Annotated in this window: 17 protein-coding genes and 1 pseudogene; all 18 read left to right on the top strand. The window is 50.9% G+C overall.

Annotation, left to right across the window (positions count from 1 at the left end; translation table 11 throughout):
• Positions 1-109 precede the first annotated feature (109 nt).
• The 18 genes and pseudogenes from nadB to M3650_RS27835 all read left to right on the top strand — a co-directional run bounded on the left by nadB (position 110) and on the right by M3650_RS27835 (position 17,434).
• Positions 110-1,726 (top strand): L-aspartate oxidase, encoded by a 1,617-nt coding sequence (nadB, locus tag M3650_RS27920; protein ID WP_251579471.1) that lies wholly within the window; start codon positions 110-112, stop codon positions 1,724-1,726.
• Positions 1,719-2,582: a carboxylating nicotinate-nucleotide diphosphorylase gene (nadC, locus tag M3650_RS27915; RefSeq protein WP_019420311.1), complete on the top strand. Its 864-nt coding sequence runs from the start codon at positions 1,719-1,721 to the stop codon at positions 2,580-2,582. Before nadB ends, nadC begins: the two co-directional genes overlap by 8 nt.
• Before the next feature lie 6 nt (positions 2,583-2,588).
• On the top strand, positions 2,589-3,362 hold the full coding sequence (locus M3650_RS27910; RefSeq protein ID WP_019420312.1) for a type III pantothenate kinase: 774 nt from the start codon (positions 2,589-2,591) through the stop codon (positions 3,360-3,362).
• 65 nt (positions 3,363-3,427) lie between these two features.
• The gene (gene hslO, locus M3650_RS27905; RefSeq protein ID WP_251579470.1) at positions 3,428-4,345 is read left to right on the top strand and encodes an Hsp33 family molecular chaperone HslO; all 918 of its coding nucleotides are present in this window, start codon (positions 3,428-3,430) and stop codon (positions 4,343-4,345) included.
• 42 nt (positions 4,346-4,387) lie between these two features.
• Positions 4,388-5,338 (top strand): peptidylprolyl isomerase, encoded by a 951-nt coding sequence (locus tag M3650_RS27900; RefSeq protein WP_251579469.1) that lies wholly within the window; start codon positions 4,388-4,390, stop codon positions 5,336-5,338.
• Between the two features lie 410 nt (positions 5,339-5,748).
• Positions 5,749-6,687 (top strand): cysteine synthase A, encoded by a 939-nt coding sequence (cysK, locus tag M3650_RS27895; RefSeq protein WP_019419062.1) that lies wholly within the window; start codon positions 5,749-5,751, stop codon positions 6,685-6,687.
• A gap of 320 nt (positions 6,688-7,007) precedes the next feature.
• Positions 7,008-8,621: an anthranilate synthase component I family protein gene (locus M3650_RS27890; RefSeq protein ID WP_251579468.1), complete on the top strand. Its 1,614-nt coding sequence runs from the start codon at positions 7,008-7,010 to the stop codon at positions 8,619-8,621.
• A 30-nt stretch (positions 8,622-8,651) separates the two neighbouring features.
• Complete coding sequence (gene pabA, locus M3650_RS27885) at positions 8,652-9,227, top strand: aminodeoxychorismate/anthranilate synthase component II (RefSeq protein ID WP_251579467.1); 576 nt, start codon at positions 8,652-8,654, stop codon at positions 9,225-9,227.
• A 1-nt stretch (position 9,228) separates the two neighbouring features.
• Positions 9,229-10,113 (top strand): aminotransferase class IV, encoded by an 885-nt coding sequence (locus M3650_RS27880; protein WP_233698585.1) that lies wholly within the window; start codon positions 9,229-9,231, stop codon positions 10,111-10,113.
• Positions 10,114-10,168: 55 nt separating this feature from the next.
• Positions 10,169-11,011: a dihydropteroate synthase gene (folP, locus tag M3650_RS27875; protein WP_251579466.1), complete on the top strand. Its 843-nt coding sequence runs from the start codon at positions 10,169-10,171 to the stop codon at positions 11,009-11,011.
• A gap of 62 nt (positions 11,012-11,073) precedes the next feature.
• A complete protein-coding gene (gene folB, locus M3650_RS27870; protein WP_019419057.1) occupies positions 11,074-11,493 on the top strand; it encodes a dihydroneopterin aldolase in 420 nt (139 codons plus the stop codon).
• A 2-nt stretch (positions 11,494-11,495) separates the two neighbouring features.
• Positions 11,496-12,083 carry a 2-amino-4-hydroxy-6-hydroxymethyldihydropteridine diphosphokinase gene (gene folK / locus M3650_RS27865; protein ID WP_251579465.1) on the top strand — a complete coding sequence of 196 codons (588 nt, stop codon included), beginning with the start codon at positions 11,496-11,498 and terminating at the stop codon, positions 12,081-12,083.
• Positions 12,026-12,241: a helix-turn-helix domain-containing protein gene (locus M3650_RS27860; RefSeq protein WP_036702913.1), complete on the top strand. Its 216-nt coding sequence runs from the start codon at positions 12,026-12,028 to the stop codon at positions 12,239-12,241. Before folK ends, M3650_RS27860 begins: the two co-directional genes overlap by 58 nt.
• Before the next feature lie 87 nt (positions 12,242-12,328).
• A complete protein-coding gene (dusB, locus tag M3650_RS27855; RefSeq protein ID WP_019419055.1) occupies positions 12,329-13,318 on the top strand; it encodes a tRNA dihydrouridine synthase DusB in 990 nt (329 codons plus the stop codon).
• Positions 13,319-13,716: 398 nt separating this feature from the next.
• Positions 13,717-14,193, top strand: a complete 477-nt coding sequence (greA, locus tag M3650_RS27850) for a transcription elongation factor GreA (RefSeq protein ID WP_019419054.1) — start codon at positions 13,717-13,719, stop codon at positions 14,191-14,193.
• A 265-nt stretch (positions 14,194-14,458) separates the two neighbouring features.
• Positions 14,459-15,967: a lysine--tRNA ligase gene (gene lysS / locus M3650_RS27845; RefSeq protein ID WP_251579463.1), complete on the top strand. Its 1,509-nt coding sequence runs from the start codon at positions 14,459-14,461 to the stop codon at positions 15,965-15,967.
• 145 nt (positions 15,968-16,112) lie between these two features.
• Positions 16,113-17,074 (top strand): annotated as a pseudogene (locus tag M3650_RS27840) (glycosyl hydrolase family 95 catalytic domain-containing protein); the annotation flags it as partial.
• A gap of 54 nt (positions 17,075-17,128) precedes the next feature.
• Positions 17,129-17,434 (top strand): glycoside hydrolase family 95-like protein, encoded by a 306-nt coding sequence (locus M3650_RS27835; protein WP_251579459.1) that lies wholly within the window; start codon positions 17,129-17,131, stop codon positions 17,432-17,434.
• The last annotated feature ends 337 nt before the right edge of the window (positions 17,435-17,771 follow it).

The following is a 17,771-nucleotide window of genomic DNA, read 5'->3' as shown; positions in this document are numbered from 1 at the left end:
AGGTTGTTCAAAAGCTCCCCTTTTGATCACGAATCACTTTTGAACACGCATAAGAAGTGACTTCGTCATTGCTGAAATGAACCGAGGGCTATTGAGGAGATGAACGGGCATGATACCACCGTATTTGATCGATTTTTCACTTGATAACATTGAGCAGACACATACCGATGTTATCGTCATCGGTGCAGGAATCGCGGGATTATATACAGCTATTAAAGCAAGCGAGCAGCACCGCGTGCTCATCATTACGAAGAAATCGCTCTTTGACAGCAACACGCGCTATGCGCAGGGAGGAATTGCGGCAGTGATTGCAGAGGATGACTCTCCAGCTTATCATCGCCAAGATACGCTCGTTGCAGGTGCGGGTCTCTGCTCACAGGAAGCGGTCAACGTGCTCGTTCATGAAGGGCCTGCCGGCGTGCAGGAGCTCATAAATATGGGGACCACATTCGATGTGGAGAACGGAGCGCTTGCGCTGACCAAGGAAGGGGCACATAGTCATCGGCGCATTCTGCATGCGAATGGAGATGCTACCGGCTACGAAATTGTGCGTGCGTTAGCAGATAAAGTAAAAGGGCTGCGTAATGTGACGGTATGGGATGACCATTTCGCGATTGATTTAGTCGCTGAACGAGGGGAATGCCGCGGCGTCATCGTACAGCGCCCTGATGGTGAGCGTGTATTTGTGAGCGGGAAGGCAACTGTGGTATGCTCCGGAGGGACGGGTCAATTGTACCGTTATACGACCAACCCGGAAGTTGCGACTGGGGACGGCATTGCAATGGCGTTCCGGGCAGGGGCTTATGTTCAAGATATGGAATTCATTCAGTTCCATCCGACTGTGCTCTGCTACCCGGGGGCACCACGGTTTCTTATCTCGGAAGCAGTTCGAGGTGAAGGAGCGGTACTTCGTAATATTAAAGGTGAACGCTTTATGGAGAAATACCATCACCAATTGGAGCTTGCGCCGCGCGATGTTGTTGCTCGTGCCATCCTGAGTGAGATGGAAACCACCAAATCTACGTTCGTTTATTTGGATATATCGCATGAATCGGAAGATATGATTAAGCACCGGTTTCCTACCATTTATGAAACCTGCTTGCAATACGGTTTGGATTTAACGTGTGACTGGATACCTGTAGCGCCGGCGGCGCATTACATGATGGGCGGAATCAAGACCGATCTGAATGGAGAAACGAACATTCGGCGCCTGTTCGCCTGTGGAGAGACCTCTTCTACCGGAGTGCATGGAGCGAACCGCCTCGCGAGCAATTCGTTGTCAGAGGCTATCGTCTTCGGCCGACGCATCGTTGATCACATATCCCAGCTATCCCCGCTCATTCCTTCTGAGACTCGTACGGATTACCAAGCGGAACGGCGGGAGCATTCGTGTCAGCCTGTTGTCGAACGACGGCTGAAGCTGCAGAAGGTGATGGTTCGTTACGCTGGGCTCCGCCGTCATGCGGAAGGATTAGCTAAAGGATTGGACGAGTTGAAGCGGCAAGATACGATTTTTCATGTGAAATTAACGAAACGGGAAGAATATGAATTTGCCAATATGCTTACCTGCGCTATGCTTGTAGCCGAATCAGCCTCTTGGCGCGAAGAAAGCCGCGGAGCACATTCCCGTGAAGACTATCCAGAGCGTGACGACGAATGCTGGCGCAAACATACGCTGGTGCATCGCGAGCGAGGGATAACAGAGGAGAGAATCAACGATGTTTAGCGTGGAACGAATGGCCTTGCGCCGCCAACTCGAAGCATGGCTGGAGGAAGACTTGGGTACCGGAGATGTCACGACTGCATTCACGATTCCTGCTGGGCATACGTCGAAAGGGATTATTCATGCGAAGGATGACGGCGTCATCGCTGGGCTGCCTGTTGCCGAAGCCGTATTTGAGGTCGTGGATGATGCATTGCAGTTCAAGGCCTTAGTCTCGGACGGGGATGTTGTCAAGCGCGGTACGATTTTGGCCGAAGTGGAAGGGAGTACGCACAGCATTTTAATGGGAGAACGGCTTGCCTTGAACTTGCTGCAGCGGATGTCCGGCATTGCGACAAAGACGAGCTCTTTCGTACAGGCGATCGAAGGTCTATCTGCCAAGCTCGTTGATACGCGCAAGACGACGCCGGGGCACCGTGCGCTGGAAAAATATGCGGTTAGAGTCGGAGGCGGCTTTAACCATCGCTTCGGTCTTTATGATGCAGTGATGATCAAAGACAATCACATTAAGGGAGCCGGCGGTATTCAGGCTGCTGTGGAGCGGGCACGCGGACAGATTCCGTACACGATGAAGATTGAGGTCGAAGCGGAATCGATTGCACAAGTTCGCGAAGCGATTCAGGCCGGAGCCGACATTATTATGCTCGACAATATGGATGAAGCGCGTATGAAAGAAGCGGTGCAGCTCATTCGCGACGCCGGGCCGCATATTCTGATTGAAGCATCGGGAGGAGTCACACTGGATACGATTCGCAGCAAAGCGCTGAGCGGTGTCGATGTCATTTCCGTTGGAGCGTTAACGTACTCTTTTGCGGCGCTCGACATCAGTCTCGATTTGAATGCGAAGAAAGAGGGTTAGTGTACCGTGATATTCGTCATCGATGTTGGAAATACGAATATTGTACTAGGAGTATATCAACAAGAAACCTTGCTTCATAATTGGCGCTTGTCGACAAGCCGGCAGGCGACAACCGATGAGTACGGGGTCATGATTCATAACTTGTTTGCTTTGGCTGGGTTATCGGTCAAAGATATAGAAGGCGTCATTATGTCTTCCGTCGTACCGCCAATTATGCATACGCTGGAACAGTTATGCGAGACCTATTTGTTTAAAACGCCGGTCGTTGTCGGTCCAGGCGTTAAGACGGGGCTTAACATCCGCTATGAGAATCCGCGTGAAGTGGGGGCGGACCGAATCGTTAACGCGGTCGGGGCGATAGAGCTGTACGGAGGGCAAGATCCGCTTGTTGTGGTCGATTTCGGTACGGCTACGACGTTTGACGTGATAGATAGTAAAGGGAACTATTTGGGTGGGTCCATTGTGCCCGGTATCGGTATTTCGACGGAAGCGTTGTACCAACATGCGGCCAAGCTGCCTCGCATTGAGCTGACGAAGCCGAAGTCGGTCATTGGCAGGAATACGGTTCACTCGATGCAAGCCGGTATTATATTCGGCTACGCGGGCCAAGTAGACGGGATTATTGACCGGATACGGGACGAGCTGGGGGCGCATCCTAAAGTCATTGCGACTGGCGGACTCGCCGAATTGATTGCCAGCGAATCGCGCACGATCGATACGACCAATCCGTTGCTTACGCTAGAAGGATTGCGTCTCATCTATAACCGAAATAAAGTGTAACCAATTAGAGGTACTAATCGATGTGGTCACACGTCTGAAAATATGTAGCGCAACAGGAGGCTTCAATGATAGAAAGCAAGGAACAACAAGCACACGAGCAAAATAAACAGCAGGATAAACTCATTCGCGGCATAGCGCTCGGAGGGAAAGTCCGTATTTTTGCCGTTCGTACGACACAGTTAGTGGATGAATTGCAGCGCCGCCACGGCACCTATCCTACTGCAACTGCAGCCCTTGGCCGCACAGTTACGGCCGCTGCCATGATGGGGGCGATGATGAAGGGAGAAGAGAAGCTTACGGTTCAGGTCAAAGGCGACGGACCGATCGGACAAATCGTAGCCGATGCGAATGCGCGCGGCGAGGTTCGGGGTTACGTTACGCATCCGCAAGTCCATCTGGCAAGCAATGAGCAAGGCAAGCTCGATGTCGCTGGAGCGGTTGGCCGGGATGGCTTTATCCATGTTATGAAAGATTTGGGACTGAAGGAGCCTTATCGCAGCAGCTCGTCTATCATCTCTGGCGAACTTGGCGAAGATTTCACTTATTATTTCGCCACATCCGAGCAGACGCCATCTGCAGTCGGATTAGGAGTACTGGTTGATGCCGACTCTTCGGTGCTTCATGCCGGAGGCTTCATCATTCAACTGTTGCCTGGCATGACGGATGAAGAAATCAACAAAATCGAACAGTCGCTCAGCATACTTCCACCGATTACTGCTCTGTTGGATCAAGGTCTGGAGCTTGAAGAATTGGTGACGTGGATTGTTGATGACGTTCAAGTGATGGACTCCATGCCAATCGTCTTTCGCTGCCAATGCTCCAAAGAGCGGGTAGAGAAGACGCTTATCAGCCTCGGCACAGATGAATTGAATGCTATCATTGAAGAAGACGGGAAGGCTGAAGTCGTGTGCCATTTCTGCAATGAAGCGTATGATTTTAACCGTGATGAATTAGTGGAACTGGTAGAACAAACGAAGAACTAGCGCACGTATGAACGGAAATATGGGATAAGGGAAGCAAGCAATATGACGAAAGAAGTCAAAAGCTTATGGGGCTGCATCATTATTTTATTTACCTGCATCATCATACTTGCAGGCATCCTCATCTTTCGGCTCGACACGACGGCAGAAGAGCATGATGCAACACTCCCCCCTAAATCCTCGTCAGTTGTTGCCACAATAGGCGATGAGTTGGTGACTCGATCGGAATGGGACGCCGAATTACAACGTCAGTACGGAGCTATGGTGCTAGAGCAAATATTGACGTCCAAAGCGGCAGAAAAAGAAGCGAAAACGCTCGGAATCGATGTTACCCGGGAAGAAGTGGAATGGGAACTGAAGCAGCAGATGAGAGGGTATGATGATGAAGAGGTCTACTTTCAGGCTATGCAGGAGCAGCTTGGAATGAGTCCCAGGCAGCTGCGGCAAGATTTGTATAACCGTCTCCTAATGGAGAAGATTGCGACCAACGGTGTAGAAGTGACGGAGGAAGAAGTTGAGAGGTATCTTGAGAAGCATCGCGATGTATACGAGCTAGTTGCGTCATATGACATCGTCCACATTATCGTCCCGACCGTGCGGGAAGCCAACGAAATTTTGAAGCGGGTGCAGCAAGGCGAAACCTTTGCTGACCTTGCCGAGCAGCTTTCCCGTGATGAGTTTACTTCAAACCAAGGAGGACGGCTTGGGTGGATTGATGAAGATGATCCTTTCGTGAACACAGCTGAATTGAGAGCGGCCACCCAAATGTCAGTCGGTGAAATATCAGAACCGATCCAGGTGAAGGACGGGTATGCTATCGTGATGCTGAACGGAAAAAAAGAAGTTGAACCGGAAGAACGCAAGGCGCTTCGAGGCCGGGTGCGCAAAGACTTGGCTCTGTCGAAGACATCGCCTTTAACGGACTGGGAAGAGGCGCTGCGAAAAAAGTACAATGCGGCAATCAAGGATTCGGCATTCGCCGAACATCATGGATAATGAAGGGGTAATCGCAAGAGCGAGGGAGATGCTTGTTCTTGCGACTATCCCTTTTTTTATTTATAGAGGTAGTTCAAAAAGTCCCCTTTTGATCACGAAGTTTCTCAAGATGTGATTCGACATCGAATCTTGCACTCACTCTTGAAGTCCGGTGCTCATGTAGTCTCGCCTACACTGCGCTCCTCCTTCTTCGAGTTCTTGCAACCTTCTCGGTGCTGAAAAGTGTCCATTTTGAATTCGCGAATGATAGAGGTAGTTCAAAAAGTCCCCTTTTGATCACGAAGTTTCTCAAGATGTGATTCATTTCTGTTGCTCTCTTGACATTCAACTTGCGGATTGTTAAGATGGAATAAAACCAAGTGAATTAGTCGGAAATGAACGTTAATGTTGAGCCATGGGAGGGCTTCCATATGCCAAGAATCGTCAACAGTGTAACTGAATTGATTGGGGACACCCCGCTGGTCCGTTTGAACCGTATTGTGCCTGAGGGCAGCGCGGAGATCTATGTCAAGTTGGAATATCAGAATCCGGGGGCGAGCGTTAAAGACCGGATTGCAATTAGTATGATTGAAGTAGCCGAGCAGGAAGGGCGTTTAAAGCCGGGCGATACGATCGTAGAGCCGACAAGCGGCAATACCGGCATCGGTCTGGCTATGGTGGCGGCAGCCAAAGGATACAAGGCGATCCTTGTCATGCCGGAAACGATGAGCATTGAGCGCCGCAATTTGCTGCGGGCATACGGAGCCGATCTTGTGCTGACCCCAGGCTCAGAAGGAATGAACGGAGCGGTTCGCAAGGCGGAAGAGCTGGCGGAGGAGAATCCCTCTTATTTCATTCCGCAGCAATTCAAGAACCAAGCGAACGTGAAGATTCACCGCGAGACGACAGGGCCGGAAATTGTCGAGGCGATTCAAGCGTATGACGGCAAGCTGGATGCTTTTGTAGCGGGTATTGGTACCGGCGGTACGATATCAGGTACGGGAGAAGTGCTGAAGAGCAATTTCCCAGACATTCGTATCGTAGCGGTAGAGCCGGCAGCCTCTCCGATCTTGTCGGGAGGCAAGCCTGGAGCGCACAAGATTCAAGGCATTGGCGCGAACTTCGTTCCAGATATACTGAATCGGGAAATATATGACCAGATTATTGCAGTTGAAAATGACGATGCGTTCGAGATCGCACGCCAAGTGGCTAAGGAAGAAGGCATTTTATGCGGAATTTCCTCAGGTGCAGCCATTCATGCCGCATTGCAGGTCGCGCGTGAGTTAGGCGAAGGCAAGCGCGTCATTGCGGTTGTACCGAGCAATGGTGAACGTTACTTAAGTACGCCGCTGTTCAACTTTGAGAACTAAACATGCTTGACCTCCCCCTCGCGTTACGAGCGGCAGGGCGAACGGCGTTCGCTTGCAGCTTTGACGAGAGGGGGTTTTTTATGATTAAGGAAAGATTGCCTCTAAATTCGTCATCACAATGACTCCGATTGCGGGCCCTGAATTTTTGAATTACATTAATTTACAACATGTGACCTTTTCTTATGTGCCGACTTTGACTATACTATTTGTTAAGAAATAAGATGTTAAGCGACGGTGTGAGAATCAATGCCTTGAAGAGGTTGTTCAAAAAGAGCCCTTTTTGAACACGCACTTGAAGACATTTTTGATGGGGTGAACTAGTGGAGCAAGCAACTGTTGAGAGAGGATGGGCAGCGGTCACGCTTGAGCAGTGGCATCGCTTTGTGGAGGAAGGATATACGGTTCTTCCTTATGTGCTTAAGTTCGAGCTTCCGGCTGCTCAGGTGCGTATTCCTTCCTGGTTAGCCGCGTGGGAGGGGGCGGGCGAGCATGCTTTTGTATTGGAGAGCGGAAAGAGCGGAAGGTACACGTTCTTGGGCTTGAGCGCCGCATCGGTTATATCGGGCAAAGGTCGGGAAGCCTCGGTGTGGGAACCTCATCAGCCGACACAATCGCGCCAAGGAGATCCGCTTGAAATGATTCAACAATGGATGGCGCCATATCGTGCCCCACGTATACAAGAGGTCCCTAAATTTACAGGCGGCTGTGTCGGTTATTTGAGCTACGATGTTGCGCGTTCGATAGAGCGTCTGCCTATACTTGCCGATGATGACTTGGCTTTGCCAGACTATATATTTATGCAAATGAACGAATTGTGGATCGTCGATCAGACGGAGCATTGTCTTTATTGTGCGGTCATGACGACGGTAACCGATGGATCGTTATCTGCTAGATACGGTGCGGCAGAGCAGCGCGCGCATGCAATGAAGAGCCAATGGGACGATTGGTGGCAGGCATGCCAGCAGAAAGAGATGCAGGAGGAAGCGGAACGGCGTCAGCAGGCGCTAGAGGAAGGACTGTCCATTGACATTGAAGCGTTCGACGGGGTTCATACGGCGTTCCCCAAGGAACAATTCAAGGAAGCGGTCCGCAGAATCAAGAACTATATTAGCCAGGGCGACGTGTTTCAAGTGAACTTATCCATGCGTCAAATGCGCGAAATCAATGAATCGCCAGAGCGCTTGTATGAATGGCTCCGCGCATTGAATCCATCGCCGTATATGGGTCTGCTGCGATTCCCAGAGTTCCAGCTTGTCTCCTGTTCGCCTGAGCTGCTCGTTCGGGTAGAGCAAGGTGGGGTGAGTGCGCGGCCCATCGCCGGAACGCGGCGCAGGGGGCTCACTGAGGAAGAGGATGCTTTTATGTCTGATGAGCTCATCACTAATGAAAAAGAGCGGGCTGAGCATATTATGCTCGTTGATTTGGTGAGAAACGACTTAGGGCGTATATCGAGGTACGGTTCAGTGCGAGTCGAAGAGCTTATGGTGATCGAGTATTACTCGCATGTCATGCATTTGGTGTCAGAGATAAAAGGAACATTGGCGGCAGACAAGGATGCAATTGACGTCATTCGGGCCACCTTCCCAGGAGGAACGATTACGGGTGCACCGAAGGTGCGCACGATGGAAATCATCGAGGAACTGGAGCCTGTTCGGCGCGGGCCATATACCGGTTCGTTCGGTTGGATTGACTATAATGGAGATATGGAATTAAATATTATTATTCGTACATTGACGCTGAAGGACGGCATTGGACATATCCAGGCCGGAGCCGGCATCGTTATCGATTCGGATCCAGAGCGGGAATATGCGGAAAGCTTAAATAAAGCGAAGGCGTTATGGAAGGCCGTGCAAATGAGCGAGCGCGATGTAAGAGAGCGGACCCGGACGGCTAGGGTGTCTGCTGCATCAGATGAAGCAGGAAAAGAAATATAATATCCATGCTGTGGGGAGGATGAACGCAAGATGATACTGGTCGTTGATAACTATGATTCTTTCACGTATAACTTGGTGCAATATTTAGGGGAACTGGGCGAAGAGGTGCAAGTCTTTCGCAATGACGAAATTGATATCGAAGGAATGGAGCAGCTTAAACCGGATCATTTGCTGTTGTCTCCGGGACCGTGCACCCCGAACGAGGCGGGGATTACGCTCGACGTCATTGAACATTTCAAAGGCAGATTGCCTATCTTGGGCGTATGTCTCGGTCATCAAGCGATCGGACAGGCCTTCGGCGGCAAAGTGATCCGCGCTGAGCGGTTGATGCATGGCAAGACCTCTCCCATCCAGCATGAAGGACAATCGCTGTTCGCCGGATTACCTAATCCGTTTACGGCGACACGCTACCATTCACTTATCGTAGAGCGTGAGTCTCTGCCGGATTGCTTGGAAATCACCGCAGAGACGGCTGAAGGGGAAATTATGGGTTTGCGTCACAAGGCCTATCCTATCGAAGGTGTCCAGTTTCACCCAGAGTCCATCATAACTGACCACGGACATCAGATGCTGCGGAATTTCTTGAATGTGAAAGCAGGCGCATAAGATGAAAGTCGTTGGGTGGAACGGGGGGTTAGTATTGAGCGAACAAGCCGCGGTTCCTGTTATGGACCACGGCTTTTTGTACGGAATGACCTTATTCGAGACGATGCGGACGTATGGCGGCCGCCCGTTTTTATTAGAGCGCCACTTGAAGCGCTTGGCCGAAGCATGCGGTACGCTGGGGATTCGATATACGTTGGACGTGAATCAAGCCGAACGTCATATTGGCGAGGTGATGGCGGCCAATGGGTTGGAAGAGGCTTATGTTCGGTATACGGTGAGCGCAGGTGAGAACGGCTTTGGCTTGCCTGCAGGCGATTACGTTGCGCCACTTACTTTAGTTCTGACCAAGCCGCTTCCGTCTATGCCGGATATGCTGTATGAGAATGGCAAGCCGCTGCAATTGCTCCGGACACGGCGGAACGCGCCTGAAGCAGACATCCGCTATAAATCAGGCCATTACATGAACAATATTGTGGCAAAGCGCGAGCTGGCCGCCTGCCGCTCAGCCGAGCAGGGGGCGGAAGGGCTTATGCTGACCGCTGATGGCAAGCTGGCTGAGGGCATCGTAAGCAATGTGTTCTTTGTTGCGGGAGACCGGCTGTGCACTCCGGCTATAGAAGCGGGCATCTTGCCCGGTATTACGCGCGGATTTGTAATGGAACTGGCGCCAGCTTGCGGACTTCTCCCCGAAGAAGGAATGTATACGTGGGATGATCTGCGGCAGGCAGAGGAAATTTTTATTACGACATCTGTACAGGAACTGGTTCCGATTACTTCGTTATTGGATACGGACGGGAAATGGGTTCAAGTAGGTCAGGGACGAATTGGTTCATATACGGACAAGCTGCTGCAAATGTACCGTGCAGCGGCAGTAACTGTGCAGTGAAAATATGTTTCTGACGCATGGATGGACATTGGCGATTAGAGGAGATGAATGAAACATGCTGCAACCGACGTTTCGGCAGCGCACCTATCAATGGGACAATTGTTCCCTATCATTGGGCAGCCGCACGCTTGTGATGGGCATTCTGAATGTAACGCCGGACTCCTTCTCGGATGGCGGACGGTACAATCGGGTCGATCGTGCTATTGCCCATGTGCGGGAAATGGTCGCGCAAGGTGCGGATATCATCGATATAGGCGGAGAGTCGACACGGCCTGGCTTTGAACCTGTAGGAGCGGAAGAGGAATTAAGCCGGGTAATTCCGGTCATTGAGGCCCTTCATGCGGAGATGCCCCAAATTCCGATCTCGGTGGACACGTATAAGGCCGAAGTGGGGCGCAGAGCATTGGAAGCGGGCGCTCATATATTGAACGACATTTGGGGCTGCAAAAAAGATGAGCAAATGGCGCGTGCAGCTGCACAATATCAGTGTCCGATCATATTGATGCACAACCGTCCGGCAAGGCAGTACGATGATTTCGTGCAGGATGTGAAGCGCGACCTGCTCGAGAGTATCGCTATTGCGACGGCGGCAGGCGTTAAGGAAGAGAACATCTGGCTTGATCCCGGCATCGGATTTGCGAAGAACCTTGAAGACAACCTGACGCTCATGCATCATCTGGATGAACTTGGGGAACTCGGCTATCCCGTGCTTCTTGCTGCTTCCCGCAAACGGTTCATCCGTGATACGCTTGAACTTCCTGTTGATGAATTGGTCGAGGGGACGGCAGCCACTACGGCGCTTGGTATTGCGCAGGGCTGTCAAATTGTGCGTGTTCATGATATTGAAGCCAACGTGCGTACGGCCCGCATGTGCGATGCGATGCTGTATCCGCGCTGAAGCCAGCCGCACCCGCCGATTTATCTGTTCGGTTCATCCTAAGAGAAGAGGGGCTTATAAACATGATCAAGACTAAAGTAGAAGGATATGACCGCATGCAGCTTCATCGCATGGAATTTTTCGGTCGGCACGGAGTATTTCAGGAGGAGCGCGCCTTAGGGCAGCTTTGGTATGTCGATTTGGATTTGCAGATCGACTTGCGGCAAGCAGGCGTATCAGATAACTTGAACGATTCGGTCAATTATGCAGATATTTTCTATATGGTGAAATCGATAGTCGAGGAACAATCGTTCCAACTGGTGGAGGCGCTGACGGAACGGATTGCGGCGGCGCTCCTCGATGCTTACCCTAGAATCAACGAAGCGACGGTGCGCGTGACGAAGCCGCATCCTCCGTTTGACATTCATTTTCAAGGCTTGACCGTAGAAATGACGCGCGTGCGGGACCAGGATGAACAGTGCGCTGATGAGAGCGAGGCGTAACGATGGAGCGAGAAATAGAGCAAGGCGCGTCCAATTATGTATCGGGCGATGAGACGGGTCTCGTTATCGCATATATTGCGCTGGGAGCGAATATCGGTGATCGCGAATACTCACTGCACGCGGCGCTGACCGAACTGGATCGTCATCATGATATCAAGGTTGTTGCCTGCTCGGATATTTACGAGACGGATCCAGTCGGGTATGAGGATCAACCAGTATTTTTGAATATGACCACTTGCTTGGCTACTGCGCTTGATGCGGAGGCGTTGCTGCAAGTGATGCTGGATATTGAGAAGCAGCTTGGTCGGGTGCGCAACATTCGCAATGGTCCGCGCGTCATTGACTTGGACTTACTCTGGATGGAAGGCTGCAGCGTGAATACGCCCGATCTGACGTTGCCGCACCCTCGGATGGGCGAGCGTCTGTTCGTCATGGTGCCGCTTGCCGATATCGTGCCTGAATCGGATACGCAATTGCACGCATTCGTTCACCAGGCCTTGGGAACACTGGATGGAAAGGAAGGGATTCGGAAATGGAAACGAAGCAGCTGGCCAAGCGAATCCGCGCCTTCCGCAAGCTCAGGGGATTGACGCAGCAGCAGTTAGCCGATCGCGTGCGCATCTCCGTCTCCGTGCTCGGGGAGATGGAACGGGGACACCGCGAAATCGACGAGCGGACCATAATCAATATTTCCCGAGAATTAAATATTTCAAGGGATGAACTAGCCACACTACCCTCCATCCGGTAAAATGGAACTTTGGCAGCGTTACGCGCATGCAACAGCATTCAATGCACGAGTTGAAATAGATTAGTGAGAGAAAGGAGTGTGACCGAGATGCTGAAAATTGCAAACATCGAAATGAAAAATCAGGTCGTACTCGCTCCGATGGCCGGTGTATGCAATCCGGCTTTCCGGTTGATTGCGAAGGAGTTCGGCTGCGGCCTTGTCTGCGCCGAAATGGTAAGTGATAAAGCACTCGTTCACGGCAACGAGCGCACACGGGAAATGCTATATGTTGATGATCGGGAGAAGCCGCTTAGCCTGCAAATCTTCGGTGGCGATCGTCAGTCGCTGGTGGAGGCCGCCAAGATTGTCGATAAAGATTCCAATGCCGACATCATCGACATTAATATGGGATGTCCGGTGCCTAAGGTGACCAAATGCGACGCCGGGGCCCGCTGGCTCCTGGATCCGAACAAAATTTATGAAATGGTGTCGGCGGTTGTCGAGGCTGTCGAGAAGCCTGTTACCGTGAAGATGCGCATTGGTTGGGACGATGAACATATTTACGTCGTTGAAAATGCGAAGGCGGTAGAGCGGGCAGGAGGGCAAGCGGTCAGCGTTCATGGACGGACGCGCGAGCAACTGTACACCGGTCAGGCGGATTGGAGCTTCATTCGTCAAGTCAAGGAATCGGTATCGATTCCCGTCATTGGGAACGGGGACGTGTTCTCACCGGAAGACGCCAAGCGAATGCTTGAGGAGACAGGTTGCGACGGCGTCATGGTTGGCCGTGGTGCGCTTGGCAACCCATGGATGCTGTATCGCACGGTGGAATATTTGACGAATGGAACACTGCCGCCAGACCCGTCTCCAGCGGAGAAGGTTCGCATTGCGATCGTGCATATGGACCGCCTAATTGCCTTGAAGGGCGAGAAGGTGGCGGTCAAGGAGATGCGTAAGCATTTGGCTTGGTATTTGAAAGGTCTGCCTAGCGCCGCGCGCGTCAAGGATGCTATTATGGAAGAAACGCGCCGTGACGAAATGGTCCGCCTCCTGGATGATTATGTGGCACAGGTGGAGGAGCAAGGGGACGCGATATAGAAGGACAGGTATTCCACAGACTTGTTGCGAGAACCAGCAGGACACATATCGTGTCCTGCTCGATTTTGGTAAAAGCCAATTCATCAATAATAAGGCGGCACTGATTGGAACAATCGTTGAAGCAGAACTTATCGAAGCGTTTTCAAACGAGTGTGCCGTCTCATTGACTTTTACTAATCCATCCCATATAATTCAACAATAGAAAATTCGCCTCGGGCCTTGGCATGTGTAGCGCAACAATTTCAAGCGATGAACAAGCAAGTAAAGAAGTCATCATGTGGAAAAGACGCCATATGATGAAATAAGGTATTCGCATCGGCTGCATCGGAAGTGATCGCTGTCAGGCGGCCCGGAGGCCGGAGTGCGAAAATATTGATCATGACAGGAGAATCGGTAAGATGAGCGATAAAGAAGTCATTCTGACCCAGGACGGTCTGAAGAAGCTGGAGGAAGAGCTTGAAAACCTCAAATCCGTAAAACGTCGTGAAGTGGCAGAGCGAATTAAAGTAGCGATCGGCTACGGCGACATCAGCGAGAACTCCGAATACGAAGATGCGAAGAACGAACAAGCATTCATAGAAGGTCGTGTCATTACATTAGAAAAAATGCTTCGCAACGCGCGTATCATTAACAACGATGAGATTGATACGGATACGGTAAGCATCGGTTCTACAGTTATCGTTGAAGATTTGGAGTTCGGCGATTCAATGGAATACACAATTGTCGGCACGGCGGAATCCGATCCGCTGCAAAATCGGATTTCGAATGAAAGCCCAGTGGGCAAAGCTATTTTAGGCAAGCAAAAAGGCACGGTCGTAGACGTTAGCGTACCTGCGGGCGTGATTCAATACAAGATCATTGACATCAAGCGCTAATTGCAACGACAAATGCGCCGAATGTGCAGTGAATGAATGGTGAAGGACAGGCACAAGTGGATGAAAGCTTCCAAATGGAAGCTTTTTTCTCGATAAGGAAGAAGGCAGGCCGTTGCTGCCTTGCTTTGCGATTGAGAAATTTTCATGAAAAAAATTGAAAATAGAAATGAAAATCATATTGGGTGAACATTTATGCTCGCTATAATCCATTGGAGATCGTTCAGCATATAGCATTGAACGCATGCATAAGAAGGAGTGGAACGTTATGACGGACGTCGTCAATCAGGAAACCGAAATAAGCGAATTGTTGCAAATTCGCCGTAACAAATTGGACGAGCTGCGCAAATTGGGCATTGACCCGTTCGGTAAGAAGTATAACCGGACACATTCTGCCAAAGCAGTACTGGACAAGTATAACGACATGACGAAGGAAGAGCTGGATGAAGCGGGCGTGGAAGTGAGCCTGGCGGGCCGCATTATGGCGAAGCGCGGCATGGGGAAAGCGAGCTTTGCCCATATTCAGGATTTGACCGGTCGCATTCAGATTTATGTGCGTCAAGATACGGTTCCTGAACCGAAGTTCGAAGCATTCAGCATGCTCGATCTTGGTGACATTATCGGAGTGCGCGGTGTCATCTTCAAGACGAAGACGGGTGAGACAACGGTTAAAGTGCTTGAGCTTGAAGTACTGTCGAAGTCGCTGTATCCACTTCCAGAGAAATATCACGGTCTGAAGGACGTTGAGCTGCGCTACCGCCAGCGTTACGTCGATTTGATTATGAATCCGGAAGTACAACAGACGTTTATTGCGCGTTCGCGAATTATTCAAGCGATGCGACGTTATTTGGATTCGCTTGGCTACTTGGAAGTCGAAACGCCAACATTGCACACGATTGCAGGCGGGGCGGCAGCTCGTCCTTTCATTACACACCACAATGCGCTAGATATGCAGCTGTACATGCGTATTGCTATCGAGCTGCATTTGAAGCGGCTTATCGTAGGCGGTCTGGAGAAAGTGTACGAAATCGGCCGCGTATACCGCAATGAAGGGATATCGACTCGCCACAACCCGGAATTTACGATGATCGAATTGTATGAAGCGTATGCCGATTACGAAGATATTATGAATTTGACTGAGAACATGATTGCGCATATTGCACAGGAGGTTCTTGGCACAACGAAAATTCAATATCAAGGCCATGAGGTGGATCTGACACCAGCATGGCGCCGTGTCACTATGGTTGATGCGGTAAAAGAAGCGACTGGCGTCGACTTCTCCGTACAAATGACGGACGAAGAAGCGCAGCGTCTGGCGAAGGAACATAAGGTTGCGGTTGAGCCGCACTTTACATTCGGACATATCTTGAACGCGTTCTTCGAGCAATTCGTTGAAGAAACGCTCATTCAACCGACGTTTGTTATGGGACATCCGGTTGAGATTTCACCGCTTGCGAAGAAAAATGATCAGGATCCGCGCTTTACGGATCGCTTCGAGCTGTTCATCGTAGCACGTGAGCATGCAAATGCGTTCACAGAGCTCAACGACCCAATCGATCAGCGTCAACGCTTTGAAGCGCAGCTAGAAGAGCGTGAACACGGCAACGATGAAGCGCATGACATGGATGACGACTTTATTCGTGCATTGGAGTATGGTTTGCCGCCTACAGGCGGACTAGGCATCGGCGTCGACCGACTCGTAATGCTTTTGACCAATGCGCCATCTATTCGGGACGTGCTGCTCTTCCCGCATATGCGTGATCGCAGCAATTCATAATATGATTTATGGGAAGACCAATTCTCTGCGGAGAGTTGGTCTTTTTTTGTCGTGTGCTACGGAAGGTACTATTTTCTCGCTGTTGTGTCGGCTATTGTAGGAATCGGGTGGAGTCGTATGGGTTCAATACGGACGCTATTTATTGATGGGCAGTTCTCGTCCCGGTACGCTGCCATCCAATTTGCAGGGAATATGGAATGCCCACATCACGCCGCCATGGGAATGCGATTATCATCTAAATATTAATCTGCAAATGAATTATTGGCCTGCGGAAGTGACTAACTTGGCGGAATGCCACGAGCCGGTATTTGATTTGCTGGATCGACTGAGAAGCAATGGAAAACGGACTGCGCGCATACTGTACGGGGCGGATGGGTTCGTGGCTCATCATGCGACGAATCTATGGGCGGATACTTCACCGGTGAGCGATGTGGTGTCAGCGACGGTTTGGCCAATGGGTGGTGCTTGGTTGGCGCTGCATGCATGGGAGCATTACTTGTACGGTCAGGATGCCGTGTTCCTGCATGAGCGCGCTTATCCCGTTATGAAAGGTGCGGCGCTCTTTCTGCTCGACTATATGATGGAGAACAAGCAAGGGGAATGGGTAACGTCGCCTTCCCTGTCACCGGAGAATCGTAATCGTCTGCCGAATGGCAACAGCGGGACGCCATGGGTCCGAGCATGGATACTCAAATTAGCAGAGCTTTATTTGAAGCTTGTCTGCATGCAAGTGAACAATGGGAAAGCGAGGCAGGCTTTCGAGGACGGCTTCTAACCGCTCTGTCCAAGCTTCCGCCGCATCGAATCGGTCAATATGGACAATTTGCTGGAATGGGCCGAAGATGTGCAGGAGATCTGGGGCACCGCCATATTTCACATTTGTTTGCTTTGTTCCCTGCGGATGACATCACACCTTTTGCCACACCTGAGTTGGCCTAGGCTGCACGCCGCACGCTTGAGCGGCGGTTGGCGCATGGTGGGGGACATACGGGCTGGAGCAGGGCTTGGATTATTTTGTTCTGGGCTCGCCTGGAATGTGCTGAGCTTGCCTACGAAGATATATCGGCCTTGCTTCGTAAGTCGGTGCATCCGAACTAGTTCGGTGACCATCCGCCGTTTCAAATCGACGCCAACTTCGGAGGTACGGCAGAAATAGCCGAAATGCTTCTGCAATCGCACGGGGATGCGATAGCCTTCCTGCCTGCGCTTCCTAAAGCTTGGCCGAATGGAGAAGTACGCGGAATGCGTACACGGGGAGGATATGAAGTGGTTATGATATGGGGGGAGGGCCGTCTGAAGGAAGCGATACTTACCGCTATGCAGAGCGGAGCTTGTCGAATCCGCTCTTCCTATGATCTGATTATCCGCGAGGAAGGCAGTCAGGAAGGATTGCGTTTGGAGGCCTCGGTGAAAGGCAGGGCATGGAACGTGAGTGGCGGGAGGCGGTATTTCATTTCTCCTGTATAATGCATTTTCCTTCTATATAAGAAAGAAGTGGGATCGAACCGAGCTTGTTCCTTGAGTGGTCTCATGATTCGGTTCGTCCCAGCTAGGGTAATGGAGGGAAGAGGAGCAGGGATTTGAATGCCAAATCAAATTAATTTAAAGCAGTAATTTTTTACCTGTTGCACACTATTGAACGACGTGATATATTATAAAAGTCGCCGATGAGAAACACGGTGAACGAAGCGAAAGAGGCAATGAGCCGAAGCGCTGGAATGAAGATTGTTCTTTGAAAACTGAACAACGAGTGAAACGTTTGTGTAATAGAGGTTAACAACCTCGTCAGCAATACATGAGCAAG

The sequence above is a fragment of the Paenibacillus sp. MER TA 81-3 genome (genome assembly GCF_023713585.1).
GTDB classification, from domain to species: Bacteria; Bacillota; Bacilli; order Paenibacillales; family Paenibacillaceae; genus Paenibacillus_B; species Paenibacillus_B profundus.
The sequence above is the reverse complement of the archived record's forward strand: the minus strand, read 5'-3'. Positions and strand labels throughout refer to the sequence as shown.

Coding starts and splice junctions, on each gene's coding strand:
- nadB (WP_251579471.1), top strand. CDS start 110: ATGATACCACCGTATTTGATCGATTTTTCACTTGATAACATTGAGCAG.
- nadC (WP_019420311.1), top strand. CDS start 1,719: ATGTTTAGCGTGGAACGAATGGCCTTGCGCCGCCAACTCGAAGCATGG.
- hslO (WP_251579470.1), top strand. CDS start 3,428: ATGATAGAAAGCAAGGAACAACAAGCACACGAGCAAAATAAACAGCAG.
- M3650_RS27900 (WP_251579469.1), top strand. CDS start 4,388: ATGACGAAAGAAGTCAAAAGCTTATGGGGCTGCATCATTATTTTATTT.
- cysK (WP_019419062.1), top strand. CDS start 5,749: ATGCCAAGAATCGTCAACAGTGTAACTGAATTGATTGGGGACACCCCG.
- pabA (WP_251579467.1), top strand. CDS start 8,652: ATGATACTGGTCGTTGATAACTATGATTCTTTCACGTATAACTTGGTG.
- M3650_RS27880 (WP_233698585.1), top strand. CDS start 9,229: ATGAAAGTCGTTGGGTGGAACGGGGGGTTAGTATTGAGCGAACAAGCC.
- folP (WP_251579466.1), top strand. CDS start 10,169: ATGCTGCAACCGACGTTTCGGCAGCGCACCTATCAATGGGACAATTGT.
- folB (WP_019419057.1), top strand. CDS start 11,074: ATGATCAAGACTAAAGTAGAAGGATATGACCGCATGCAGCTTCATCGC.
- folK (WP_251579465.1), top strand. CDS start 11,496: ATGGAGCGAGAAATAGAGCAAGGCGCGTCCAATTATGTATCGGGCGAT.
- M3650_RS27860 (WP_036702913.1), top strand. CDS start 12,026: ATGGAAACGAAGCAGCTGGCCAAGCGAATCCGCGCCTTCCGCAAGCTC.
- dusB (WP_019419055.1), top strand. CDS start 12,329: ATGCTGAAAATTGCAAACATCGAAATGAAAAATCAGGTCGTACTCGCT.
- greA (WP_019419054.1), top strand. CDS start 13,717: ATGAGCGATAAAGAAGTCATTCTGACCCAGGACGGTCTGAAGAAGCTG.
- lysS (WP_251579463.1), top strand. CDS start 14,459: ATGACGGACGTCGTCAATCAGGAAACCGAAATAAGCGAATTGTTGCAA.
- M3650_RS27835 (WP_251579459.1), top strand. CDS start 17,129: ATGCTTCTGCAATCGCACGGGGATGCGATAGCCTTCCTGCCTGCGCTT.